Genomic DNA, 26585 nt, shown 5'->3' on the forward strand with positions numbered 1-26585 from the left:
TTGACATCATTAGTAAATAAATATGCAAATAGACTAGAATTTGAATCATATGAAGATTTCTATGAAAACTTTGAAATTAATGTACCAGAAAACTTTAATTTCGCATATGATATTGTGGATGAATATGCAAAAATAGACCCAGAAAAAGTTGCACTTAAATGGTGTGATCCAAATGAGGAAAAAACATTTACATTTGCAGATCTTAAACGTATGAGTGATAAAGCTGCAAACTTCTTCACATCAATCGGTGTAAAAAGAGGAGATCGTGTACTTCTCACACTTAAAAGTCAGTATGACTTCTGGTATTGTATAGTAGCACTTCATAAAATCAAGGCAATTGCAATACCTGCAACACACATGCTTAAACCTGAAGATATAGAATATCGTATAGGACATGCAGGAATTAATACTGTTGTTACAATACGTGGTGAAGGTGTACCTGAAAGATATGCTCAAGTTGAAAAAGATATGGGTATTGAAATAAACAAGGTATATGCAGGTGATGAACCAATGGAAGGATGGTATGACTTACGCTCTGAGGTTGAAAAAGCATCAGAAGACTTCCAAAGACCAGATTATGAGAATGATTCAGCAGAAGATATATCAGTACTTTTCTTTTCATCAGGATCAACAGGTCAGCCTAAAATGATTGAACACAGCTTTGGCTATCCTCTTGCACACATTGTAACATCATACTTCTGGCATCAAGTTGTAGAAGATGGACTTCACTACACAATAGCTGATACTGGATGGGGTAAAGCATTATGGGGTGAAATCTATGGATCATGGATTTGTGGATCAGGAATCTACATCTATGACTATGAAAGATTCCATGCATTTGATGTTCTATCACGTGCACTTGACCATAAAATTACAACACTTTGTTGTCCACCTACAATGTATAGGTTATTTATTAAAGATGGAGATCTTGAAAGTCTTGACTACTCATCACTACAGCATGTAACAACAGCTGGTGAACCATTAAATGATGAAGTATACTATAAATTTAAAGAACTTACAAATCTTGAAATAAAAGAAGCATATGGACAGACAGAAACTGTAGCTACAATTGCAAACTTCCCAGGTATTGATGTTAAACTTGGATCTATGGGAAAACCTGCACCACTTTTTGACATAAAACTTATCGACCTTGACGGTAATGAGGTAGATGTAGGACAAGAGGGTGAAATTGTAATTGATATTTCAAATGGATATCCACTTGGTCTTTTTAAAGGATACTACAACAACCCTGAAAAAACACAAGAAGCAATAAATGAGGGAATTTATCATACTGGTGATTCTGCATGGATTGATGAGGAAGGATACTACTGGTATAAAGGACGTGTTGATGATGTTATTAAAAGTTCAGGATATAAAATAGGTCCTTTTGAAGTTGAAAGTGCTCTTCTTTCACATGATGCTGTACTTGACTGTGCTGTAACAGGTATTCCTGATGATATTCGTGGACAGATTGTAAAAGCATCAATTGTACTAAATAAGGGATATGAACCATCAGATGAACTTACACGTGACATTCAAAATCACGTAAAAAGTGTAACAGCTCCATATAAATATCCAAGAGCTGTAGCTTATGTTGATTCTCTTCCTAAGACAATTAGTGGAAAAATCATGAGAAAGAAAATTAGACTTGAAGATGAAGAAAAACTTAAAAAATAAACTCCCCAATTTTTATCCTTTTTTTTTACTTTTTTTAGAGAATTTTTAGAAAATTTTTAGATTAAATATATTAAAAAAAATAGATGGGTGTGGAAGGATACTCTAAAATTTAGAGTTCTTTTGCTGCAACTTTTACATCTTTCATGATTTCTGCTTCATTTATTGTTTGAAGCTCTTTGTCTTGAAGAAGTATTTTACCATCACAAATTACTGTATTTACATCATTTAATGATGAATAGATAATATTACTCATTACATCTATCATTGGAACCATATGTGGAACATTTGCATCAATAAGCATAATATCTGCAAGTTTTCCTTCTTTTATTTCACCAGAATTTATGCCAAGTGCATTTGCTGCATTTACTGTTGCCATGTCAAATACTTCTTTTGTATTTGCAACTTTAGGATCTAGTGTATCTACCTTTTGAAGTAGTGCTGTTAGTTTCATTTCACTAAACATGTCTAGGTTATTATTTGATGCTACTCCATCTGTTCCTATTGTTACATTAACACCACCCTCTAAGTATTTTGCAACAGGTGCAATTCCTGATGCTAATTTCATATTACTTGATGGATTGTGTGATATTGTAACACCACGTTGTGCAAGTGTTTTTATTTCATCATCTGTTGTCCATACACCATGTGCTGCAATCATATCACTACTTAATGCATTGAGACTATCAAGATATTCAAATGGTGTCATACCATGTTGGTCTTTTATCATCTCTACTTCATCTTTTGTTTCTGCAACGTGAATGTGAAGTTTTACATTGTTATCTTTTGCAAGTTTTGCTGCATCTGATATTAATTCTCCTGAACATGTATTTGGTGCATGTGGTGTTACTGCAACTTTTATACGTCCATCTGCTGTGTTGTGTGTTGAGTCTATGAGTTTTTTTGCTTCTTTTAGTTCTTGTTTTCTTTTTTCATCATCAAATAGGTCAATCATTCCATATCCTAGTGTTGCACGCATTCCTACTTCATCTGTTGCTTTTGCAGTTTGTTCCATGTTAAAGTACATGTCATTAAACATTACTGTTCCTGTTTTTATCATTTCTGCCATTGCAAGTTTTGATCCTGCATATACTAGTTCATCTGTAAGATTTGCCTCACGTGGCCAGATGTAGTTATTTAGCCAGTCTTGAAGATCTACATCTCCACCTACTCCACGAAGTAGTGTCATTGCAACGTGGGTGTGTGTATTTATTAGTGCTGGTGCTGCAATTTTATCTGATGCATCAATTACTACTTCTGCATCTCCATTTTCTAGGTTTGTTCCTACTTCTTGTATTTTATTGTCAACTATTAGTATTGACTGTTTTTTTATTTCATCTGCTATTGTTATAGGATCTTTTATTAGTATTGATGTTGTTTCTGTCATTGTATTATTTCCCTTTAAATATTTTTTTTTAATTATATAGTATTTTTATTGCTTTTGATAGATTAAATTATTTAAAATACGTACTTTTACGTACATTTTGTGGTGTATTATTTTTTATTTAAATAAATCTTAAATAATATGTTATACTAATATATTAATCAACAAAATAATGGAGTGAAAATATATGAATTATAACCCACCATCAGATGTTATTATTTATGACACCACTCTTAGAGATGGTGAACAAACACCTGGTGTTACGATAACAACTGATGAAAAAATTACAATCGCAGAAAAATTAGACAAACTTGGAGTAGATGTTATCGAATTGGGTTTTCCAGCAGCATCACCTGGTGAGCAGGAAACATTCAAGCAAGTAGCAAAACTCGGATTTACATCAAAAATAAGTGGACTTGCACGTGCATTAAAGCCAGATATAGATAAGGCAATAGATGCTGATGCTGATTATATTCACACATTTATAGGAACATCACCACTTCACAGAGACTATAAACTTAAAAAATCTAAAGAAGAAATTCTAACACTTGCTGTTGATGCAGTAGATTATATTAAAGATCATGGATTAATTGCTGAATTTTCATGTGAAGATGCAACAAGAACAGAACTTGACTACTTACTTGAAGTTTATGGTGCTGTAGAAGAAGCTAAAGTTGATAAGATCAATGTTCCTGATACTGTTGGAGTTACAATTCCAAGAAAAATGAATGAACTTATTGGTAATATTTATGAAAATATCAATGTACCTATAAGTGTTCACTGTCACAATGACTTTGGTCTTGCTGTTGCAAATACACTTGCAGCAATTGAAGCTGGAGCAAAACAGGCACAATGTACAATTAATGGTCTTGGTGAAAGAGCAGGAAATGCTTCACTTGAAGAAATTGTTATGGCACTTGATAAGTCATATGATATTAAAACAAACATCAATGCACCACTTCTTGTAAATACATCAGAAACAGTATCAAGAATTACAGGTGTAAAAATGCCACCTAATAAAGCTATTGTTGGTGAAAATGCATTTGCACACGAAGCTGGTATACATGTTCAGGGAATTCTTGAAAATAGTCAAACATATGAAGCCCTAAAACCTGAAGAAGTAGGTCATAAAAGACGTATAGTTCTTGGTAAACTTACAGGTGCTAATGCTGTACATGCAAAACTTGAAGAATATAACATTAATCTTTCAGATGAACAGTTTGATCAACTTTTCAGTAAAATCAAAGCTCTTGGTGATGCTGGTAAAGTTATCACAGATATTGATTTCAGATCAATTGCTGAGGCTATCCAGGGAAGACCTACAGATGAACGTATTAAACTTCTCGGTATTAGTGTAATGACAGGAGATAATACTATTCCTACAGCTACTGTACAACTTGACCTTGATGGTGAAGTTAAATATCGTGCTGAAACTGGTGTAGGTCCTGTTGATGCTGCTCTTAAAGCAATTCAATCACTTGTAAAAGAAATTGTAAATATTTCTCTTGAAGAATATCATATTGAAGCTATTACTGGTGGAACAAATGCTCTTGCTGAAGTATTTGTAATTACTGTAGATGAAGATGGTAATAAAGCTACTGGACGTTCAACTCATGAAGATATTGTAAATGCAAGTATTGATGCAATTATTTCATCAATTAATAAGCTTTTAATGCTTAGAAAAGAATAAGTTAAAAACATCTTATTTGTTTATATAGATAACATTAAATATATAAAAAAATAAAATGTAGAGTAGAACTATAAAATATTTCGATTATAGTTTATTTTTTACGGAGGCAAAATAATGGCAGAAGAAAATATCGTATACATTGGAAACAAACCAGTAATGAACTATGTATTAGCTGTAGTAACACAAATGAACAGCGGAGTAACAGAAGTAATATTAAAAGCAAGAGGAAGAGCTATCAGCAGAGCTGTAGATGTAGCTGAAATTGTAAGAAACAGATTTATTTCAGATGTTGATGTAGAAAGCATCGACATAAGCACAGAAGAAATTGTTGGAAACGAAGGAACCTCCTCCAACGTATCAGCAATCGAAATAAAATTAAGTAAATAGATTTATATAAATACTATTTAAAGAGGTAAGATAAGTTTTTAGACTACAAACTAGTTTTTAAAAATTTATCTTCACAATTTATTTTTTTTTAAATTAAAAATTTCCTACTTTTTTTGAATATAATTAACTAACTTTTTTTTGATTAATTTAAGTAACTACTAACCTTTTTTTTAAGAAATAGAATTTTATTTTTACATAAACTAGTTTTTATAAAAAAAAGAAAAAAATTAAAAGAAGTGGAGGTTAAGTAAACTTTTTTTTTAATCTCTGAAATTTGTATTAATTTTTTTTAGGTATTTTTTTTTATTGTTTTTTACCTTTCATGACTTTTCTTATAACAGCTGCTGCTGCAATAATTACAACTATTGCAACTACATAGTATGCTGTATATGGACTAAGTGGTGCTGCTTTTTCATCTGTATCAATTGAATATACATTACCATCATCTGCTGCTACAAATAATGATCCACCACTAGTTACAGGTGACATCATTGAACCTGAAACATTTGGTAAATATCCAGGATTAAATGACCATGTACCTTCTCCTGTAAATTTATTGAATATTTCAACACTACCTGATGTTGTTGATACTGCAATATTATTACCAAATATTGATGGTGTTGAATTTACCTCAGATGCTATTGTTTTATTCCACTTTTTAAGTCCATCTCTCATATCAAGTGCAAGTAAGTCTCCATCTTCTGTACCAACATAGAGTGTTGATTGTCTTTGATCAAGTGATGGTGATGATGAAACTGAAGAACCTGCATTGTATTCCCATACTTCTGCACCATTTTGTGCATCAAGAGCATATACTTGGCTGTCATCTGATCCTACATATACTTTAGAGTCCCATATTGCAGGGGATGATTTTATGTCATCACCAGTTGTGAATTTCCATTTTAATGATCCATCATTGATATTTATTGCATATACATTATCATCATCAGATCCTACATAGAGTGTGTCACCATCAATTGTTGGTGCTGATTGTACTGAATCATCTGTATGATATTTCCATTTTAATGTTCCATCGTTACGACTTATTGCATATACATATCCATCATCTGATCCAAAGTAGATGTTTTCATCATCTGATGCTGCTGATGATCTGATACTTCCATCTGCTTTAAATTTCCAGTTTAATGATCCGGAATTTGCATTATTTGAATACATATATCCATTGTCACTTCCTACATATACAGTGTCACCTACAACACATGGTGTTGAATATATTGATGAACCTGTATCATATGACCATGTTGTATTTCCATCTTTTGCACTTAGAGCATAAAGTGTTCCTTTTTCTGTTCCTACATATATTTTATCTGAACTTAGTGCTGCTGGTGATTTTACAGCTCCATCTAGTGTTACAGTCCACTGGCTTGTTGAATATGATGTATCCTGGTTAACATATCCTGTGTGTCTTGGATTGTTTTGGAACATTGGCCATTCTGTAGCTGCTGCTGTTGAAACTGTAGCTAAAAGTAAGCATGCAATAAGTAATCCTATTGTTAATTTTTTACTATTTAGTTTCATAATAATTCTCCTCATATCCTAAATATCTCTGTTGAATCTAGCTACACCAATTATGAAAAATACTAGTCCAAATGCAAGTAGTATAACAAGATCTAGTGTTATATCTCCAAGTCCTCCACCTTGTATCATTATTGTTCTAAATGCATCGTTTGCATATGTTAGTGGTAGGAATTGTGCAATTTCTTGAAGTATAGGTGGCATTGTTTGTGTTGGGAAGAATACTCCACATATAAACATCATTGGCATTGCAATTGGCATTACTATTTGTATGTAGTCTTCTTGTGTTCTTGCAGTTGATGAGAACATCATACCAAATCCTACAAAACAAAATAGTGATACAAGTATTACTATAAATAGTAAAATATAGCTTCCCTTAATTGTTGCATTAAATAATATTATTGCTGATAATATTAATATTACTGCACTTATTAGTTGTCTTATTACTTGTGATGTTATTTTTCCTGCAAGTACTGATGAGATACTTGTTGGTGTCATAAATAGACGTGCAAGTTCTCCACGTTCACGTTCTCCTGCAATGGTATTTCCCATTGTCATCATTGAGGACATAAACATTGACATTGCAAGTACACCAGGAAGTAAGAAGTCTATGTAGTCAATATCTCCAAAGATTTTATTTACTTGAAGTTTTATTGTTTGTGCTGTTTGTTGTAATGCATTAGGTTCTGCTGTATTTGCTGCTACTTGTTGTGTTCCAATTTTCTCAGAAAGTGATGCAAATATTTGCTGTGTTGTTGGTACAAGTGTTTGCGTTGTCAGCTGATCTGATGAGTCAATATATAACACTGCATTTTTATTGTCACTCTCTTCAAAGTTACTTGATAGTATTATTGCTGCTTTATATTTTCCATTATCTACATCTTCTTTTGCCTTATCGGCATCTGAAGTTATCTCTTTTATATCATATGTTTGGTCAGATTTTAGTGCATTGATTACTTGATCTGTAACATCTCCTGTTGATTGTTTTACAACTACAACTGGAGTATTTTCTACACTTCCACCCATTCCCCATCCACATAATGCTACCATGAGTATTGGGAAAAGTAGTATGGACATGAAGTGAACTTTGTGTCTCCATAGTGTTAGTAGATCTTTTTTAATCATCCACTTTACTTTTTTAATTTCCATCTTTAATTTCGCCCCGTTTTTTAGCAGTTATAGCTACAAATACATCTTCTAGTGTTGGATCATTTGTTTTAATTGAAGCAATATTTCCACCATTTGATAGTATGGTTGTTATTACATAGTTTACTGCAGTTTCTGACCGTTTAAGTCCTATATTTAAACGTCCATTTCCCTTATTTTCTACATGTTTTACTATGTCAAGATCATTTATTGCATCTATCATTTCATCAGTAATATTTGATACCATCACTGTTACTTCTTCATTTTCATCAGTTAATGATGCTTTAAGTTCACTGATTTGTTCTAGATTTTCTTCTGTTGCTTCTTGTTTTTGAAGTTCTGCTATTGTTTGTTTGATTCTGTTGTTGTTTTCTTCACGGTTTTGTAGTAGGTGATCTTTTAGTCCTTGTGGTGTATCATGTGCTACTACTTTTCCACTGTTAATGATATTTATTGAATCACAGATTTTATCTACTTCATACATGTCGTGTGAACATAGAATTATTGTATTTCCATTATCATTTAACTCTACCATTAGATCCCATAGTGTTCTTTTGGTAGTTGGATCTAGTCCTACTGTTGGTTCATCAAGAAATAGTAGCTCTGGGTTATGTATAAGACTTGCAACTACTGATGTTTTCTGTTGCATTCCACCTGATAGGTTGCGGACATATTTATCTTGTGCATAGCTTATATCTACTAAGTCTAGTAGGTCATCTATTTTTTTATCTTTTATTCTTTGATCTACATTGTAGAAGTCTGCACATAGTTCTACATTTTCTCGTACTGTTAGATCGTTATATAAACTTACCTTTTGTGGTACCATTCCTATTTTTTTTCTTACCTCATCAGGATGTGTTGTTACATCAAAACCTGCAACTTTTGCTTCTCCTGAGGTTTTTGGAATTAGGCATGTTAACATTTTAATTGATGTTGTTTTTCCAGCTCCATTTGGTCCTAGAATTCCACCAATTGTTCCTTTTTCTATGAATAAGTTTAGATTATCTACTGCTCTAAAATCTCCATATTGTTTTACTAAGTCGTGTGTTTCTATTGCATATTTCAATATTCCACCCCCTTATTTTTAAAATTGTCTTCATCAAAGATCATATCTTCTACAAACATTAGCATTATATTTTCTTCAGGATCATCACGTATTAATCTTTTTATTGATTCAAGTGCGAGTAGTCCTTCTTCTGTTATGCTGTAAACTTTTACTTTCTTTTTACCATTTAATTCTTCTTCACTTTTTATTAAGCCATCTTCTTGTAGCTTGTGAAGTATTGGATAGATTGTACTTCCATGAATTTTACTTTTTTTATGTATTGAGGATGTTGCCTCATTAAGTAATGATATTAATGCATATCCATGGATTTTATGTTTACTTATTATCCAGAGTATGAATACATTTCTAACTCCTTTTAATAATGAGAATAGAAATTTATCTTGATTAAGATTTGAAACTTCAGAGATGTTTTTTTCATCTTCTTGCACTGATTTAACCCCTCTAAAATTTTATTTTTTGATTAAATAATTAAATTAGTATTATGATTAATTATCTTTTTTTATTTTAAGTACAAAATAATATATGTATAATTTCTTATATATAATTTAATTTATATAACAAATTTCTTCTATAAAAATTAAGTTAATTTTACACACCTATCTATAAAAATTTACTAAAAAACAAGATTCATAAAATAATATATTTTAAGGAAAATAAAAATTAAAAACAAGCAAAAAAAAGATAAAAGGTTTATTATGACATCTAAAGTATTTTATATGAAAACTACAAAACAAAGTCCTGATGATATGAAAAGAGATTCTATTGAAAAATTACTCAGCCAAATTAATGACACTGATATTTTTAGAAAAGATGAAAATATAGCAGTTAAAGTAAATCTGGCAGATGTGAAAAATAAAGGATGTACAGATCCAATATATGTAGAAAAGCTAGTTGAAATTCTTAAAAGTTACGATACAAACACACATTTAATCGACTCAAAACCATTATATCAACTAGATGAATGTGAAAAATACACATATGAAAATATAGATGTATGTCAACACATACTAAATGATAGTGAAATTAAAAAAGTAGATGTTGATGGTGAAATAATAAAAACTGCAAAACTATCAAAACAAATACATAACAGTGATAAAATCATCACACTCACACAATTTAAGCCACATCACATCTGTGGAATTGCAGGTGCAATAAAAAATATGGCAATAGATACAGCAGTAAAATCAGGAAAAATAGAACAATACAGACAAGCTGCACCTTTCATATCAAAAATAGGATGTCTTGCATGTAAAGTATGTATAAATGAATGTCCACAAAAGGCAGTAGAATTAAATTCAATAGCACAGATAAACTACACAAAATGTATAGCATGTAACTTATGTGTACGCATATGTCCAAAAGATACAGTGAAAATTAACAGAATCAAATCAGACTTCATAAACAAGGCAATATGTGAATATGCAAAAGCTGCAACAGAAAACAGAAAAAATGATATAATATACATAAACTTCCTTGATGATATAAAAGCAGACTATGAAGATACAAAACAAGATGATGCAAATGAAAAACTATCAGATGACATAGCAATACTAATAAGTAACGATCCTGTTGCAATAGATCAGGCAAGCTATGACATGCTAAATGATGCAATTGGTGAGGATATTGTTGAAAAACTATGGAGAATCATAGATGCACAGATGCAACTTAACTATGCAGATAGCATTAATGTAGGATGTAAAGACTATGAACTAGTTGAAATAAAATAAGCTATATTATTTTATAAAAAAAGATATAGAATTATAAATATTCTTTAGTTAAAAAAAAATATTCAGAGAGATAATCAAAATGAAACAAATCGAAGAGATTAATGAAAAACTAGCTAAAAATAACTACATATCAAACGACCAAATTGATACAATTCTCTTTCTTGCACAAACACTAAAAAAACCAATTCTAGTTGAAGGACCACCAGGAACAGGTAAAACAGAACTTGCAAAGAAGATTGCTGAAAGTTTTGATCGTGACTTTTTCAGAATTCAGTGTTATGAGGGAATTACATACGAACAAATTGTAGGAGAATGGAACTACCAGAAACAATTACTATATCTTGAAGCTGCACGTGAGAAAAAAGAGGATATGACAATATTTTCTAATGAATTTTTCATAAAAAGACCACTTCTCACAGCATTTAGTAATGAAAAACCATCAGTTCTTCTTATTGATGAAATTGACAAAGCAGATGAAGAACTTGAAAGTTTCCTTCTTCAAGCACTTGGAGAACAAGAAATTACAGTAAATGATCTTGACACATTTAAACTTAAAAACGATATTATTGTTGTGTTAACATCAAATGCACAGAGAAACCTACTTGATGAAACAAAAGATAGATGTTTATACTTATATCTTGACTATCCTGACTTTGAACGTGAAGTTGAAATTGTAAAAAGAATTATTCCACAAACAAAAGAAGGATTTGTAGAAGAGATGGTTGATAAAACTCAGAAAATAAGAAAACTTGAACTATCAAAAAAACCATCTGTAAGAGCAACAGTTGACTGGGTAGAATCATTAATTGCACTTGGTGAGGTACCACCTACACGTGATGCACTTGAAAATACATTGAATGTTGTTGCTAAAAATCAGGAAGATAAAGAAAAAATTATTAATGAAATATTAAATAAGATCTAAAAAAAACTTCACCTTCACTTTTTACTTTTTTTTAATTATTTTTTAATATAATATCTATTACCTCACCTATTGAATCTATTTTATAGTCTACAGATTTTAGTAGATATTCTGGAAGTTCTTCTTTTTGTTCAACTGTAAGTATTGATGTATCAGAACTCTTTAGTGCTAGTTCATCGTTTGTATTGTTTCCTACCATGTAAACATAGTTTCCCTGATTTTGTAGTGTTTCTACTATTTGTTTTTTTATTTCACGATTTGCTGTATCATATACATTTTCAGGATTTACTCCTAGTATTTGTGCTATCTTATTTAGTGATTGTTTATTATCACCTGATGCTATGTATACTTCATATGAATTTTCATTTAGAGTATTTATTGTATTTTTTGTTTCATTAAAAAATACTCCTCCTGCTGTATATACATATTCTATTACACCATTAGTTGTATCTATTATTATTGCTGATCCACTGCATATTTCTATGTCATATTTTCTAATTAGTGCTTTTGCTGTTGTTGTTATTTGGCTTATTTTTGTTGTGTCATTTTCTAGTTTTTCTATTAGTTGTTGTTTTTCAATAGATTTTTGTGAGTAGCTTATTTCAAATTTTTCAGGATTTTCTTTCATGTACTCTGCTATTGTTTTATCATGTTTTATTAGTTCTTTTGTTGGCTGTTGCATTACAACAATTATTCTTCCAGGTTTTTCATTAGCTATACCTATAGTGTTTGTTTCATAAAATATATTTGATGTTTCAAGTTGTTTTATTGCAGTTACACGTCTAAGTAAAGTTCCAGCATTGTCAAATACTACGCATTTCATAAGTCATTACTTCCATTATTTTAAAGATAAAAATTTTTTGTACTAAATATTTAATTTTAATTTCAGAAAAAAGAGTGAATAATTCATAGTTAAGAGAAAGAGATTGAAGTTATATTAAAAAAAAGAAAGAAAAGGAATTTTGGTACTTATAATGTACTTGCATCAATTCCTTCTGTATAAAGCATTTTGTTGTAGTCAAATACTTTAGTTGGACAAATTCTTTCACATCTAAGACATGCACTACCATTACATAAATCAGAACGTATAGTTACTTCTTTATCTACAATAACAAGTGCTTTTTCTGGACATTCATTTACACATACTTGGCATGATGTACATTCATCAAATGTAGCTGTGAGTTTTGTACCTACTTCTTCAATAATTGAAAGACCATTTACACCAAGATCAGGGATATCACTGTCAAATACTTTATGTATATCTGGTTCTTCTTCAATTTCTGGTAAGTTACCGTATCCATAGGATTCTAACCATTCATCATATTTCCAAAGTGGCATGTTTTGTTCACAAAATGCAAGTTCAAGTCCATATATTTTTTCAAATATTTCAGATGTTGCAAGTGTAATATGGTTTCCACGCATTCCATCTGCAACTTCTTGTAATTCATCAAGAAGTTCTGGATTTTCTACAATATCACGTGCCATGAGAAGTGATGTGTTACCTATCTGGTAGATATCATATGAACATGCAGGGATTTGACCTACAGCTAATGATTTAAGTGGATCTACATAGAATCCTGAAGCTCCTGCCATGTAAACAGCATCAATATCTTCAAGATCAATATCTGCTTCTACACATAATGTAATGTGTGCTGCACGGAATGCTCCTAATGCTTTTCCAATTTCTGTTAAATCTTTTTCAGATAAGTAAATTCCATCTTGTAAGTTAATTTTCTGGTTTGGTGTATTAATTGTAGGTATTGAAATTACTCCTTGTTCTGTACCTACACTGTATGCTGATATTACACCAGTACCTGTAATACCTGTAGCTTTTGTGTCAACTTCTGCTTCTTTAACAGTTTCTCCTGTTTTAATGTCAACTGTGTCACAGTCATCTACTTTAAGATCAGCATTTAATACTTCATTAACCCAGTTATCTCCATCAGGTTTTATGTCACAGATTGCACCAGGGGATGCAAGCATACCACATTCAATTGCTTGTCCTTCCATAGCAGGTCCTGCTGCTGCAGAACATGAAAAGATTTCTCCATCAATTACAAGTGCAATTTCAGCGTTTGTACCGAAATCTGATACAAGGTAAATTCCTTCTTTATCAACAACACCAGATTTTACGAGCATAGCAAGTGCATCTGCCCCAATTTCGTGTTTTATTGATGGTGGTATGTATACTTCTGCATCAGGGTTAATTTCTAAATCTACATCTGCAGGTTTTACAATTTGTGCATTTCTTTTAGGAGGTTCAATATTTAATCTTTCCATTGCATTGGTTCCCCAGTATGCAAGATCTCTTATTTCTATGTTTTGGAATAAGGATAATTGTATAGGGTTTCCACATACAGCAAATCTTGTAATTTTAGATTTATCTACTCCTAGTTGATCTACTACTTTATTTACAGCTTCAATTAAAACTTGGTGTGCTTCTTCTCTTCCTACATTTACAGCGAAGTGAAGATGATCCATTACATTTGCACCAGGTATTGGATGTCTAAGTGTTACTGTTGTTCCTATTGTTGAGTTATCTTCAACATTTAAAGCTTGAGCACGAATACCACTTGTTCCGATATCCATTGCTATTGCATATTCTTCTGCCATTTTATCATCACCTAATTACTAATTTTCTAGAAAAAAAAATATAAATTCATTCTATTTTAATTTGATATTTTCTTAATTAATAAAATATTTCTTTTAATATCATATAAATTTAGTTAATATTTTAGATTAAATAACAGTGTTATAAAAGAAAAAATTCATAAAAATACGTGAAAATTGATAAAAATAGTAATTTAGTTATAATAATTTGAAAAAAAGCTTAATTTAAAATAAGAAGTAATTTCAGATAGTTTAAAAAATTTAAAAAAAATAAAAATTAGAAGAGTTTAAACAACTCTTCTTTAGTTTCCTAAAAACAATTAAAATTATAGGTAAACAATTTATCCAATCTAGGAGTATGCAGCTACGTATTCTCCTACAATGTCGGAGTATTCGTTTCTGATATCTTCCCAGGTTTTACCATCGTCTACAATTGCGTCTGCAAGTTTAGGTACGTGGTATGCTTCTACACCGTAGAATGTTTGTGGTGATTCTTCTACGAAGTCACGACGTACAGCTCCTCCACCACATCCAACAGGTGTATCGATTCCTGCTTCTTGTAATGCTGCTACAATTTTACCGAATTCGGTCATTGTTGTTGTCATTAATGCTGTTGCTGTCATTAATACAGGTTTGTGTTCTTGTGCTTGTTTTACTACTTCTAATGTAGGAACGTCACGACCTAAATCGATTGCACCGTATCCGTTTGCGTTTAAGAACATAACGATAAGGTTTTTACCGATGTCGTGTGGGTCTCCTTCTACAGCAAAGGTCATTACAGGAGCTTTTGTATCGGATTTGTGTCCGAGTTTTGCTTCACAAAGTGCTACTCCACTCATCATTGCATCTCCTGCAAGCATGAGATCAGGTAAGAAGAATTCACCTTTGGTGTATAATGCACTTACACCATCCATACCTTTCATTAAAGCGTTGTTAATGAGGTCGATTGGGTCTTCTCCAGCTTCTAAAGCTTCTGCTACTTTAGCATCACATGCTTCTTTGTCTCCGTAGAGTACTGTTAATGCTAAGTCTCTTTTTACTCCTTCTTCTTTTGGTAAGATTTCTACAACTTCTGGGTCGTCTTCAGGTTTGAGAGCTGGACCTTCAATTTTTACATTGTATCTTATAGCAATATCTTCGTATCCGTTTCCTTCATCGAATATTGCATCATATTTAAATAATGGACTGTCAGACATAATTTTACACTTCCTAATAAATATCTAAACTTATAACTCATACTGTGATGGGTCGTGTTCTTTTACTTTTCTTCCGTAACGTTTAATACATGCTTTTGCAAATTTATCTTGATCTTCTGGTAATTGTTCAATTGTTTTTTGTGCTGAATCTAAGCTGTCTCTTTCGAATCTTGTTAAGTACATTCTTTTTGCGTCTACAGCTTCGTTCATAATTGCACATGCTTCAAGAGCTGCTGCACGTGCTCTGAGGTAGATGTCTTCTCCATCTGCTACAATTGCTTCACCAATTCTGTAAGCGTTATCGTAAGCAAGTATAAGTGCTTGAGGGTCTCGGTATTTATCTGCTAATGTGTACATATCTCTTAGGTCTTTTTCTTTACCCATTTTTGTAGCTGTGTTCATTAAAGCACATTCGTATCCGAGTGATTGTAACCATACACCTGTTGTTGGTCCACCCATTTCTTCTCTGTTGTATACAGATTCGTTACTCCAACAGTCTACTACTGCTGCTGCTAAGTTACCCATTAAGTCTGAGTGAGCACATGTTGCGTTTTTACCTTCTGCACATACTGGAATACCACCGATTGCTTTTACAATAGGGTTTTCGTATCCACAGTCTTTTGTAGGTCCTGTTGCACCACATTCAACTGCTACAAGGCTTCTTGCTCCTGCAATACCTCTTGCAATTGCTGCAAGTGTGTGTGATACGTTTTTGGAGGTTAATCCTCCACCTAAGAACATTGCGGTGTTAGCTTGTGCACAGTCTGTGTCTCCACCAGGTACACAGTAGTCGTATTTGCTTGCTACATCTACGATTTTTGTCCACATGTATTCCATATCGATTGAACCTAATAATCCGATACCGTATAAGATAGCACGGATATCTCCTCTAGCAATACCGTAGTCTGATACTACTTTACCACCGATGGTTTCTACACATAAAATTGATGCTCCGTTTTCAGCACATGCTTCGAAGGATTCATCCATTGTTACGTCGAAGTCAGAACCTCTTAATCCACCCATATCTTCTTCACGAATATCTGCTACTGTTGACATTAAGGATGTTTTTGTTCCGTATTTGTCGTGTAATTCTTCGAGTTGTTCGATTTGTGTAGCTGTTGTTTTTGCAGAAATTTCTGCACTTTTTGTTTGTTGTGCTACGTGTTCTTGTTCGATCTGTAATGTTGGTAGACCTATTGCAGCTGCACGGTCACATGCTGAGAAAGCAATGTTTTTACATGTAGCAACCATACCTTCTACACTTGTTTCTGATCCTTCTGCAGGAGCTACTTTAATGTTAGGTACTACTTCACCTACTCCTAATTTTACACCAAATCCGTATTCTACAGGGTTTGCTGCTTGTCCAAATACTAAATCATCTACTGATTCATTTTCCATTTTTGTAAAACGTTTTAATACCATATATATTCACCAATTATATAAATTCTATATAAATTGTTTATATACCCACATAATTATTTTAAAAAATTGTATTAAATTCATATGAATATTTTATTCATAAGTTAATACTTACAGTTAATACTATTATCATATAGAATATAAAAAGGTTTATATTTCGTCGAAAAATCGAATTTTTAAAATAAGTCTTTAATTTTAAAATAAAGTAATTTTAGTACTATTTTTATGAATTAACTACATTTTAACATCTTTTTTTATAAAATAAGTTTAATTTAGTTTTAATTACTTATGTAATAAATTTTAATTAAAAATAAAAATTGTTTTAAAAGTATACAAGTAAATTAGAAATAATTTTTAGAAATATTGCAAAGTAATATTTTGTTTAACAAAAATGAACCAAAGTTTATTAAAAAGTAATACTTTTGGCTATATTACATGAGTTAATTTTAGGAGTTTATCTGATTATTCTAAAAAAAAATAAAAAAATAGAATAGGGTTGAAAAATTTCATTTTCCGTATTTAAAAAAAAATAATAAAAAAAATATAACAAATAAGATGAATCAGTTCATCTATGGATGAAATCTGCTCACCTTACTTTAAACTTTTATGGTATCTTTCTGGTATTATTGCGTTTAACTACTTAGGAGTATGCTGCTACGTATTCGCCTACAATGTCAGCATATTCATTTCTGATGTCTTCCCATGTTTTACCATCGTCTACGATAGCATCTGCAAGTTTAGGTACGTGGTATGCTTCTACACCGTAGAATGTTTGTGGTGATTCTTCTACGAAGTCACGACGTACAGCTCCTCCACCACATCCAACAGGTGTGTCGAGTCCTGCTTCTTGCATTAATGCTACGATTTTACCGAATGCTGTCATGGTTGTTGTCATTAAAGCTGTTGCTGTTACAAGTGCTGGTTTGTTTTCTTCAACTGCTTTTACAACATCTGCGTTAGGTACGTCACGACCAAGGTCTACTGCTTCGTATCCGTTTGCGTTTAAGAACATAACAATAAGGTTTTTACCGATGTCGTGAGGGTCACCTTCTACTGCACAACTTACTACTGTTGCTTTGGAGTCTGCTTTGTGTCCAAGTTTTGCTTCACAAAGAGCTACTCCACTCATCATTGCATCTCCTGCAAGCATGAGATCAGGTAAGAAGAATTCACCTTTGGTGTATAATGCACTTACACCATCCATACCTTTCATTAAAGCGTTGTTAATGAGGTCGATTGGGTCTTCTCCAGCATCGAGTGCTGCTGCTACTTTAGCATCACAATCATCTTTATCTCCGTAAAGTACTGCTAATGCTAAGTCTCTTTTTACTCCTTCTTCTTGAGGTAAGATTTCTACAACTTCTGGGTCGTCTTCAGGTTTGAGAGCTGGACCTTCTATTTTTACGTTGTATCTTATTGCAATTTTTTCATAATCTGTTACTTTATCAAATAATTCTACTAATGACATTTATACGCACATCCTTTTTAATTTTTTAATTTTCCTTAACTACACTCCACCTTATAATTCGTATTGTGATGGGTCGTGTTCTTTTACTTTTCTTCCGTAACGTTTGATACAAGTTTTTACGAATTTATCTTGATCTTCTGGTAATTGTTCGTATGTTTTTTGTGTTGAATCAAGAGTGTCTCTTTCGAATCTTGTAAGTAAGATACGTTTTTCTTCAACTGCTTCGTTGATTAATTCACAAGCTTTAAGTGCTGCTGCACGTGATCTAAGGTAGATGTCTTCTCCTTCTGCTGTGATTGCTTCACCGATTTTGTAAGCGTTATCGTATGCGAGGATTACTCCTTGAGGGTCTCGGTATTTATCTGCTAATACGTATGTGTCTCTTAAGTCTTTGTTTGTACCGATTTGGGTAGCTGTGTTCATTAAAGCACATTCGTATCCGAGTGATTGTAACCATACACCAGGGGTTGCTCCACCCATTTCTTCTCTGTTGTATACAGATTCGTTACTCCATACATCACATACTGCTGCTGTTAAGTTACCCATAAGGTCTGAGTGAGCACATGTTGCTGTTTTACCTTCTGCACAGATAGGTACTGATGCAATTGATTTTACAATAGGGTTTTCGTATCCACAGTCTTTTGTAGGTCCTGTTGCTCCACATTCAATAGCTACAAGGCTTCTTGCTCCTGCAATTGCTCTTGCTACTGCTGCGATTGTGTGTGATACGTTTTTGGATGTTAATCCACCTGCAAGGAACATTGCAGTGTTTGCTTGTGCACAGTCTGTATCTCCACCAGGGGTGATGTTGTTTTTGTTTGCTATGTCAACAATTTTTGTCCACATGTATTCCATATCGATTGATCCTAATACACCGATACCGTATAAGATTGCTCTTACATCTCCTCTTGATATACCGTAGTCTGATACTACTTTACCACCGATTGTTTCTACACATAACATGGATGCTCCGTTTTCTGCACATGCTTCGAATGATTCATCCATTGCAACGTCTAAGTCTGATCCTCTTAGACCGTTTTCTTCTTCTCTCATATCTGCTACTGTAGACATTAAAGATACTGCTGTTCCGAATTTGTCGTGTAATTCTTCGAGTTGTTCCCATTGAACTGCTGTGGTTCTTGCGGAAGCTTCTTTACTAATGGATTGTTGCTGTACGTGTTCTTGTTCTATTTGTACTGCTGGTAATCCAATTGCTGCTGCACGTTCACATGCTGCAAATGCAATGTTTTTACATGTTGCTACTAATCCATCTACACTTGTTTCGGATCCTTCTGCTGGTGCTACTTTGATGTTAGGAATAACTACTCCGTCACCAACAACTTGATCTAATCCCATATGTACTGGGTTTTTAGTTTGTCCGAATACCATATCGTCTACGTTTTCTGTTTCCATTTTTGTATAATATTTTCTTGACATATAATTTCACCACTTAAATTTAGTTTTTTTGATAAATCTTATACCCACATAGTTATTATTTTAGCCCTTTTAGTATATAATATAATACCCTATTTTTTTTAATAATTCTTTATTTTCATTAAAGTAAATTGAAAATTTATTGAAAAGTTAAGTTTAATTAACAATTTTTAAACTAAATATAATCAAATAATTTAAAATTAAACTTAATTATTTGACTTTTTTTTATTAAATTATTTGATTTTTATTAATATTTACTAAAAATAAGCTTTTTTAAGGCTTTATTTTTAATTTTAAGAGATATTTAAAAAATCATACTTTAAAATTACTTCTTATTTTTTAGAAAATATTGCACACTAATTTAGTATTATGTAAAACAAAATAATCCAAAGGGCAAAATAATCCAAATAGAAAAATGATCCAAAAGGAAATTCAAAATCACAAAAAAAATATCAAAAAAAAAGTTCCATAAAATTTTCATAAAAAAATATGAAAAAAATCAGCTATAACTAAAATACATTTTATAATAAAAAAAAATAACATGGCAAAATTTTATATAATAAAATTATATATTTTATAACATAACTTTAAAATAATTTCAAGAGGCGATAAAAACGACTAAACAACCAGAAGAGGTACTTCAAGAAGTTATTGATACAATAAATCCTCTAAGAGGAGTATTACATGTAGGTGTAATAAACGATGAACTTCGTAAAGGTATCACAAAACTTGAAATGGAAAAAGCTGGAGAACTAATTCCAGTTATAAACATGGGTGTTCATGAATCATTAAATCGTGACTATACAGTTGTAATTATAAAAAATGCTTCATTTAGACCACCTCCAACTGCAACAGTACAACTAGTAGATAACAAAGGTAACCTATTAGGAGAAGAAATAGTAAATCCTGATCAGAAAAAGAAATATAAAGAAGAAGAAGCTAACTTCATAAATCCTGATTTTGTTCTAATTAAAGATCAATCAGAAATTGAAGAAGATCTCAAAGCTGAAAATCTTGAAAAAAATCCTACAAAACAAGCATTTGTTCTTCCACCAGTACAATTTATTGAAGTTGAAGAACTTGAAGATACATGTGATGTAGTATCAAGCAGTCCAGATCCACTGGCTGATTTATTCCTTAAAACCTACTTTGAATTTGAAGATGATCCAAAACTTGCATCAATACTAGTAGGTTTCAACGTGAAAAAAGACGAATAGAATATAGGTAATTGATAATTTACCTACTTTCTTTTATTTTTTTTAATAGTTAATATATCAACTCCATAAATAATTAAATCTATTTTTAAAATTTGAAATTTAAAAACATAAACTTCCAGCAAATATGCTAATTTTAACTAAAATTCTATGAAAAAGAGTGTATAATTTCTACAAAAAAGAGTCAATAAAATTTCTAAAGAAAAATTATATTACTAAAAATTATCCTAAAAAAAGAGTATTTATTTTTATTTTATCTATGGATGGTTAGAAAAAATTATCTATGGATGGTTAGAAAAAATAAGTAGAAAAGAGATTTCTACTTATGAAATGAAATCTACTTATATTCCGTAGTATTCGTTTCTTGCTTCAACAAATGCTTGTATGTTTGCTAAAGGTGATTTAGGTGCAATACCACAACTTGGTGCTAATACGTTTGTACCTTTTTCGAGTGCTGCTTTTACTTCAGCTTTTACTTCATCTGTTGGTTTACTGAATAATGTTTGACTTGTTGAGATGTTACCAACCATTACAGTGTCTGCTCCGATTTGTTCTCTTAATTCTTGTGCTTCTTCCATGTCAACTGCTTCTTCTACTGAAGCTCCGCTGAAACCACAGTCGAGCATACCTTCAAGAATAGGTTTTGAGTTACCACAGATGTGGATAATACTTTCCATTTCCATTTCTGCTGATAAGTCTTCTAATGCAGGTAATGCAAATTCATTGAAGTCGTTAGGATCTAATAATTCAGGGGATGATGTAGGGTCTGCTACACAAATTACATCTACTCCACTGTCATTAAATGCTTCTACTAATTCGATTTGTGCTTCTAAAGCTACATCTACTGCATCTTCTACAATGAAACTGTCTGTTTTTAACATTTTTACTAAGTCTTCTACTCCTAAGAGGTGACCTGTTAATGTGAAAGGACCTGCCATACCTACTACTACAGGTACTTCAGGGTATTCATTTTTTAAGATTTCGATAGCTTCTAAGATTACAGGAAGTCTTCCTTGGTTTACGAAGTCATCAGGTACTTCTAAATCTTCTGGGTCACCGTCACCGTGTGATTTGAGTGTTGGTGTGTTTTCCATGTCACCTAAATCTACTTTACAACCGAATGCTTCTGCTTCTGCTGTTAAATCGAAAGGAATTCTAGCACATTCTAAACCTGCTTGTTCGTGTAATGCAATACCTAATTTAGCCATTTGTTCTGCATCTGTGTGTGCTTCTGGCCAGGATACTCCAGCTGCTGGGAAAGCTTCTTCTACAGCTGCTGCTGTTGCACTTATTGCTGGTACTACGTCTACTTCTTCGCCGTTTAATGCTGCTTTTAAATTATCTATAAGATCCATTTGTTCACCTTTTATAATAATATAATATATTATCTGAGTTATGTACAATTATAACTCAAAAATTTTCAATGTTTATATATAACATTTTTTTTTGTTTTTCAATATTTCTACAAAGACTATATTATAATAGCTTAGATAGAATTAACAAAATTGCATCATCTCTTTTTATTATAAGGATTATAATAAAAAAATAATTACATTATTAGTTAAAAGAAATAGTTTTATTATTGTGAGTATAAGACTATTCAATTTACTACATAAATGCTTAAGCAATTTGTTATTAAATTATATTATTGTTTACATTATATTTATATATTTATACTATACTCTAACCTATAACAAATAAAAGACATAGGATGCTTATTTTAGCCTAGTATATATTTAATATAGAGTATTTTTTTAAAAAAATACATATAAATTATAAAAATTAACTATTCTATCAAATTTTACTTAATATTAAGTCTTACCTAAATTTAATAATTAAGTTATGAATCCTTTTTTTATAAAAAAAATTTCTAAATAAAGTTTTTTTTATTAAGAAAATAATTTTTCTAATATTAATTATATTTTATGAAAAAAAGGGTTTGAAGATTACAATAATATTTTATACCCCAAAAAAAGTCATGTACTATATTTATACTAATTTCAATTTTTATTAATAATTCATACTATGTTATTTTTAATATATTCAACATCTTTATATAGTATATATTCATATAAAGAAATTCTATAGAATTTTATCATAACCACCATAATTTTATGAAATTATCATGGTATAATAAAAATTATCATGACATAAAACTTATTATCATTACATTTATTATTATATCATACATCTTTAAATTATATCATAACTTGCTAATTTTATTTTATATCATAAATAATTATACAATTAGATTTTATATTATATATCCTTAATTTTTTTATCTTTTCAAACTACTTGCTCTTTATATAGAACATAGAATATACTATTAACTAGAAAGTTAACAGGATAGTTAGAAAAAAACATTAAATTGTTTTTAAATCCGAAATAAAGCAAGAAATGTTTTTAATTACCTAAAATAAAAATTTTAAGCAAAAATCAAATCAATTTTAATTGTCCTGTTGAGTTTCGCTATATCTTAAAAACTTAATAGGAGAAATCAAAATGGATCTAATTGAAAACTTAGAAAATGCATTCGCAGGAAAAGAAGTAGAAAAAGTACCAGCTGCAAGTATTGTATCTGTAGCATTAGTTGAAGGAATGGAAAAAAGTGGTTGTGGATTCCCAATTTCACACGTTGACCCAGAAAAAATGTTAGGCTTAGGAGAAAGTGCACACAGATATGCAGGAATTGAAAGTATTAACCTTCCATTCGATTTAGCAATTGAATCTGAAGCACTTGGATGTGAAGTTGACCTAAGAGAAGGAAACGAACACATCCCTGAAATTACAGCATCACCATTTTTTGATGACATTACAAGTGTAGAAGTAAACGATGACTTCCTAAGTAGTGGAAGAATTCCAGTAGTTGCAAAAGCATGTGAACTTGGACGTGAAAAATATCCAGACGTACCTCTTATAGGTGGACAAATTGGACCATTCACATTACTTGGACAAGTAGTAGGTATTGAATACTTAATGAAATGTCTTGCAACAGACCCTGAAGCTGTAAAAGAAGGAACAAATGTAATGGCTGATGCAGTAATAGAAATTGTAGAAGCATACAATGACATAGGAATACAGGGAGATTGTATGTATGAACCATCTGTAGCAGCAGACTTACTACCACCTGAAATGTTTGATGAAATTGTATCAAGACCACTTAAACGTATATCTAAAGCTGCAGACTTCAACATAGTATTACACGTATGTGGAGATACAACACCTATCCTTAAACATACATTAAATCTTGGCTACAACGGATTCTCATTTGAAGATTCTGTAAATGCTAAAGAAGCAAACCAAATCAAATACGACCTTAAAAGTGACACCCAACTTGTAGGAAACGTAGCAACAGACACACTCTTTAAAGGTGACCTTGAAGGAGTAAGAGCAGAAACATTTAAAGCATTAGATCGTGGAATTGACATACTAGGTTCATCCTGTTGTGTACCACCTGGAACACCACTTAAAGCAATGGAAGCAATGGTAAAAGCAAGAGATGAATACTATGAAAAAGGTATGGATATTACCAGAGAAAGAAACGAAGAAGCACTATCCTGGGAACCAGACTACAAAGAAATGATTCCACCTGTTGCAAACTTCCACCAAATGCCAAAACTTAAAAAAACACTCAAATTATAAAATAATCTCACATAATTAAAAAAGGGAAGAAAACCTCAAATAGTTAGTAAAATTCTAAAAAAAGGGAAAAAGTTTAAAACTGGGGGAAAATAACCTCTCCCCCATTATTTTAGGCAATTAAAAACAAAAATTTTATACCATATATATTAAACACATCTATATATAATAAAATCTGTATCTGTAATATAACAGGAAATCTATCTGTAAATAAAAAAAAGTTGTAATCTATATAAAATAAATCTTAAAATTAGGGGAATTTATATCTTTTTAAAATAGTTATAAAAATGTAAACTATTAAATAATCCTAAGATAGTTTACATTAATAACTTAAATTTTTTTGTATAACAATCAAATATATTATCTATTTTTTTGAAATAATTTTCATCATCTGATATTAACATTGTTGCATCATCATATGAATCATCCATATAAAATAGTGATAATGAATAAAACTTATCAGTTGCAGTTAAAAACATGTTAATTTCATTGTCATAATCAATCCATACTCTTACATATCCATCCTCACAAGCCTTGAGAAAATCATCTGCAATATCACTTTCAACTATTGCATCATACACTATTTTTGATGTTATAAGATCCATCAGTCCATTATTTTCATAGATTGCATCAAGAAATGTTTCAAGATGGAACAATGAAAATATTGGAAGAACAACTCTAAATCTACTTGCTGATCCACAACGTCTTAGAAGTGTATTCATTGGCTTATTATATACAAGACCTGATGATTTTACAAGTTCTGCATTTTTCCATATGTTAATGTTTCGAATAAATCTAAATGGTATATTTACAAGAGAATGTGTTTCCCAGAATTCCTCATGTTTTGATACACAAAAGAAGTTTTCAAAGAATTGATTTGTATTACGTATTACAAGATTTCCCACAGATGTTAGAGAATACTTTTTAGCCTTTTTTTGCACAAATTTTGCTTCTTCAAGTTCTTTTAGTGTACGCAGTAGATTAGTTTTCTGAATATTTAGTTTTTCATTAAGTTCCTCTGATGTTTTATCTCCACGCATTAGTGCATAGAGTATTTCAAGTCTTAACTCTGATCTACATACATAATCTATATGATCATAGGAATCTGAAATTAAATTTTCAATATTTTCAAATGACACCTAAATCACCCACTCCATATCCTCATCATATTCTTCCTCATCATCATCTGCTTGTGCTATGCAACGTTCATCAAGTTCTTCATCTTCTTCTTGACTTAGTTTTTCAAGAATTAAATGTTGCATTGATACATATTTCTTATCATCATTTCTTTCAAATTCCTTAAATAGGTTGTATCCCCAGTTTATTGCTGTTTGATCTGTTGATATAAAACATGAATTTTTATCTATTACTCCTTCTATTCTGTGGAAGCTTAGCACTATTTCTTTTTCAGATACTACCATTGCTATTTTTGGTTCATAGTCTAGTCTTTTTATATTAAAGTATTTATTTCGTATTTCATCATGTTGTTGGTAGTTCATTGCACATTTTTGTATGTATTTTGCAACTTCCTTGTAAACCATTAAGTTTAGTCCTGTTTCTTGTTCCATTACAGCTGAAATTATTCTTTTACACTCAGGATGTAGATATGAACATATTGCACATACTCGTCCTTGTCGTGTCATTGCCCTTTTATATGTATCTGTTGCCTTGAAGGGATTTAATCTATCTGATTGTATTAGTTCTACATTTCTCATTACAGGAAGTTCTGCAAATGCTTCTTGTGGTAGTGCTTTCATATCATGATCATTTAGGAAATCTTCATATTCATTTAGGAATTTTAGATTTTCATTTAATGATAGAATATTTATTAGTTTGATTCTTGTTGATGTTTTAAGATAGTATTTATCTTGTTTTTTTATTACATATCCTTTCTCATCAAGCTTGTTTATATTTGATGTTACAGATGAATAGTTAGTATTTGTTTTTTCCTTGATTTCTTTTACTGATGCTCCTTTTTCATAGAGACAGATTAATATCTTTATTCTAACTAGGGAATTGGTTAGAAATGAGATTTCATCTTTTATCTCATGATATTCATCTCTTTTCAAGTCCATT

Annotated in this window: 21 protein-coding genes; 7 read left to right on the top strand and 14 right to left on the bottom strand. The window is 31.3% G+C overall.

Features of this window, described 5'->3' with window-relative positions:
- Entirely contained in the window at positions 1-1677 is a 1677-nt protein-coding gene (locus tag MRZ80_RS05710) for an AMP-binding protein (RefSeq protein ID WP_292537117.1), read from the top strand.
- 109 nt (positions 1678-1786) lie between these two features.
- Here the strand turns inward: MRZ80_RS05710 and MRZ80_RS05715 are convergent, their stop codons facing one another.
- Positions 1787-3061: an amidohydrolase family protein gene (locus tag MRZ80_RS05715; RefSeq protein ID WP_292537120.1), complete on the bottom strand. Its 1275-nt coding sequence runs from the start codon at positions 3059-3061 to the stop codon at positions 1787-1789.
- 184 nt (positions 3062-3245) lie between these two features.
- Here MRZ80_RS05715 and MRZ80_RS05720 point away from each other — a divergent pair, with 184 nt between their 5' ends.
- Positions 3246-4748 (top strand): 2-isopropylmalate synthase, encoded by a 1503-nt coding sequence (locus MRZ80_RS05720; RefSeq protein WP_292537122.1) that lies wholly within the window; start codon positions 3246-3248, stop codon positions 4746-4748.
- Between the two features lie 114 nt (positions 4749-4862).
- Complete coding sequence (albA, locus tag MRZ80_RS05725) at positions 4863-5135, top strand: DNA-binding protein Alba (protein WP_292537125.1); 273 nt, start codon at positions 4863-4865, stop codon at positions 5133-5135.
- Between the two features lie 303 nt (positions 5136-5438).
- Here the strand turns inward: albA and MRZ80_RS05730 are convergent, their stop codons facing one another.
- From MRZ80_RS05730 to MRZ80_RS05745, 4 genes are read right to left on the bottom strand one after another with little or no spacing between them, the layout of a single operon-like run.
- The gene (locus MRZ80_RS05730; RefSeq protein WP_292537127.1) at positions 5439-6674 is read right to left on the bottom strand and encodes a PQQ-binding-like beta-propeller repeat protein; all 1236 of its coding nucleotides are present in this window, start codon (positions 6672-6674) and stop codon (positions 5439-5441) included.
- 18 nt (positions 6675-6692) lie between these two features.
- Positions 6693-7820 carry an ABC transporter permease gene (locus MRZ80_RS05735; protein ID WP_292537130.1) on the bottom strand — a complete coding sequence of 376 codons (1128 nt, stop codon included), beginning with the start codon at positions 7818-7820 and terminating at the stop codon, positions 6693-6695.
- The gene (locus MRZ80_RS05740; protein ID WP_292537132.1) at positions 7810-8883 is read right to left on the bottom strand and encodes an ATP-binding cassette domain-containing protein; all 1074 of its coding nucleotides are present in this window, start codon (positions 8881-8883) and stop codon (positions 7810-7812) included. Before MRZ80_RS05740 ends, MRZ80_RS05735 begins: the two co-directional genes overlap by 11 nt.
- Positions 8880-9311: a PadR family transcriptional regulator gene (locus MRZ80_RS05745; protein WP_292537134.1), complete on the bottom strand. Its 432-nt coding sequence runs from the start codon at positions 9309-9311 to the stop codon at positions 8880-8882. The genes MRZ80_RS05740 and MRZ80_RS05745 overlap by 4 nt, the downstream gene beginning before the upstream one ends.
- Before the next feature lie 267 nt (positions 9312-9578).
- On the opposite strand from MRZ80_RS05745, the gene MRZ80_RS05750 reads away from it, so the two are divergent.
- A complete protein-coding gene (locus MRZ80_RS05750) occupies positions 9579-10610 on the top strand; it encodes a DUF362 domain-containing protein (RefSeq protein WP_292537136.1) in 1032 nt (343 codons plus the stop codon).
- A gap of 79 nt (positions 10611-10689) precedes the next feature.
- Positions 10690-11532, top strand: a complete 843-nt coding sequence (locus tag MRZ80_RS05755; RefSeq protein ID WP_292537139.1) for a MoxR family ATPase — start codon at positions 10690-10692, stop codon at positions 11530-11532.
- A 31-nt stretch (positions 11533-11563) separates the two neighbouring features.
- Here MRZ80_RS05755 and MRZ80_RS05760 read toward each other — a convergent pair whose 3' ends face one another.
- From MRZ80_RS05760 to mtaB (MRZ80_RS05785), 6 genes are all read right to left on the bottom strand, one after another.
- Entirely contained in the window at positions 11564-12352 is a 789-nt protein-coding gene (locus MRZ80_RS05760; RefSeq protein WP_292537141.1) for an HAD family hydrolase, read from the bottom strand.
- Between the two features lie 146 nt (positions 12353-12498).
- Positions 12499-14142 (bottom strand): methylamine methyltransferase corrinoid protein reductive activase, encoded by a 1644-nt coding sequence (locus MRZ80_RS05765; protein ID WP_292537144.1) that lies wholly within the window; start codon positions 14140-14142, stop codon positions 12499-12501.
- A 347-nt stretch (positions 14143-14489) separates the two neighbouring features.
- Entirely contained in the window at positions 14490-15335 is an 846-nt protein-coding gene (gene mtaC / locus MRZ80_RS05770) for a methanol--corrinoid protein MtaC (protein WP_292537146.1), read from the bottom strand.
- A 30-nt stretch (positions 15336-15365) separates the two neighbouring features.
- Positions 15366-16757, bottom strand: coding sequence for a methanol--corrinoid protein co-methyltransferase MtaB (mtaB, locus tag MRZ80_RS05775; protein ID WP_292537147.1), 1392 nt, complete (start codon positions 16755-16757; stop codon positions 15366-15368).
- A 637-nt stretch (positions 16758-17394) separates the two neighbouring features.
- Complete coding sequence (gene mtaC / locus MRZ80_RS05780) at positions 17395-18222, bottom strand: methanol--corrinoid protein MtaC (protein ID WP_292537148.1); 828 nt, start codon at positions 18220-18222, stop codon at positions 17395-17397.
- A 51-nt stretch (positions 18223-18273) separates the two neighbouring features.
- Entirely contained in the window at positions 18274-19659 is a 1386-nt protein-coding gene (gene mtaB / locus MRZ80_RS05785; protein WP_292537150.1) for a methanol--corrinoid protein co-methyltransferase MtaB, read from the bottom strand.
- A gap of 731 nt (positions 19660-20390) precedes the next feature.
- Here mtaB (MRZ80_RS05785) and MRZ80_RS05790 point away from each other — a divergent pair.
- The gene (locus MRZ80_RS05790) at positions 20391-20873 is read left to right on the top strand and encodes a hypothetical protein (protein ID WP_292537152.1); all 483 of its coding nucleotides are present in this window, start codon (positions 20391-20393) and stop codon (positions 20871-20873) included.
- Positions 20874-21211: 338 nt separating this feature from the next.
- Here MRZ80_RS05790 and mtaA read toward each other — a convergent pair whose 3' ends face one another.
- Positions 21212-22225, bottom strand: a complete 1014-nt coding sequence (gene mtaA, locus MRZ80_RS05795) for a methylcobamide:CoM methyltransferase MtaA (protein WP_292537155.1) — start codon at positions 22223-22225, stop codon at positions 21212-21214.
- Between the two features lie 1147 nt (positions 22226-23372).
- Between mtaA and MRZ80_RS05800 the strand changes: the two genes are divergently transcribed.
- Positions 23373-24512, top strand: a complete 1140-nt coding sequence (locus MRZ80_RS05800; RefSeq protein ID WP_292537157.1) for a uroporphyrinogen decarboxylase family protein — start codon at positions 23373-23375, stop codon at positions 24510-24512.
- A 314-nt stretch (positions 24513-24826) separates the two neighbouring features.
- Here MRZ80_RS05800 and MRZ80_RS05805 read toward each other — a convergent pair whose 3' ends face one another.
- Entirely contained in the window at positions 24827-25648 is an 822-nt protein-coding gene (locus MRZ80_RS05805) for an ArsR family transcriptional regulator (RefSeq protein WP_292537160.1), read from the bottom strand.
- The gene (locus tag MRZ80_RS05810) at positions 25649-26584 is read right to left on the bottom strand and encodes a transcriptional regulator FilR1 domain-containing protein (protein ID WP_292537162.1); all 936 of its coding nucleotides are present in this window, start codon (positions 26582-26584) and stop codon (positions 25649-25651) included.
- Between the last annotated feature and the right edge of the window lies 1 nt (position 26585).

This window comes from Methanosphaera sp., assembly GCF_022768985.1.
Classification (GTDB): domain Archaea; phylum Methanobacteriota; class Methanobacteria; order Methanobacteriales; family Methanobacteriaceae; genus Methanosphaera.

Coding starts and splice junctions, on each gene's coding strand:
- MRZ80_RS05715 (WP_292537120.1), bottom strand. CDS start 3,061: ATGACAGAAACAACATCAATACTAATAAAAGATCCTATAACAATAGCA.
- MRZ80_RS05720 (WP_292537122.1), top strand. CDS start 3,246: ATGAATTATAACCCACCATCAGATGTTATTATTTATGACACCACTCTT.
- albA (WP_292537125.1), top strand. CDS start 4,863: ATGGCAGAAGAAAATATCGTATACATTGGAAACAAACCAGTAATGAAC.
- MRZ80_RS05730 (WP_292537127.1), bottom strand. CDS start 6,674: ATGAAACTAAATAGTAAAAAATTAACAATAGGATTACTTATTGCATGC.
- MRZ80_RS05735 (WP_292537130.1), bottom strand. CDS start 7,820: ATGGAAATTAAAAAAGTAAAGTGGATGATTAAAAAAGATCTACTAACA.
- MRZ80_RS05750 (WP_292537136.1), top strand. CDS start 9,579: ATGACATCTAAAGTATTTTATATGAAAACTACAAAACAAAGTCCTGAT.
- MRZ80_RS05755 (WP_292537139.1), top strand. CDS start 10,690: ATGAAACAAATCGAAGAGATTAATGAAAAACTAGCTAAAAATAACTAC.
- MRZ80_RS05760 (WP_292537141.1), bottom strand. CDS start 12,352: ATGAAATGCGTAGTATTTGACAATGCTGGAACTTTACTTAGACGTGTA.
- MRZ80_RS05765 (WP_292537144.1), bottom strand. CDS start 14,142: ATGGCAGAAGAATATGCAATAGCAATGGATATCGGAACAAGTGGTATT.
- mtaC (WP_292537146.1), bottom strand. CDS start 15,335: ATGTCTGACAGTCCATTATTTAAATATGATGCAATATTCGATGAAGGA.
- mtaB (WP_292537147.1), bottom strand. CDS start 16,757: ATGGTATTAAAACGTTTTACAAAAATGGAAAATGAATCAGTAGATGAT.
- mtaC (WP_292537148.1), bottom strand. CDS start 18,222: ATGTCATTAGTAGAATTATTTGATAAAGTAACAGATTATGAAAAAATT.
- mtaB (WP_292537150.1), bottom strand. CDS start 19,659: ATGTCAAGAAAATATTATACAAAAATGGAAACAGAAAACGTAGACGAT.
- MRZ80_RS05790 (WP_292537152.1), top strand. CDS start 20,391: ATGGAAAAAGCTGGAGAACTAATTCCAGTTATAAACATGGGTGTTCAT.
- mtaA (WP_292537155.1), bottom strand. CDS start 22,225: ATGGATCTTATAGATAATTTAAAAGCAGCATTAAACGGCGAAGAAGTA.
- MRZ80_RS05800 (WP_292537157.1), top strand. CDS start 23,373: ATGGATCTAATTGAAAACTTAGAAAATGCATTCGCAGGAAAAGAAGTA.
- MRZ80_RS05810 (WP_292537162.1), bottom strand. CDS start 26,584: ATGGACTTGAAAAGAGATGAATATCATGAGATAAAAGATGAAATCTCA.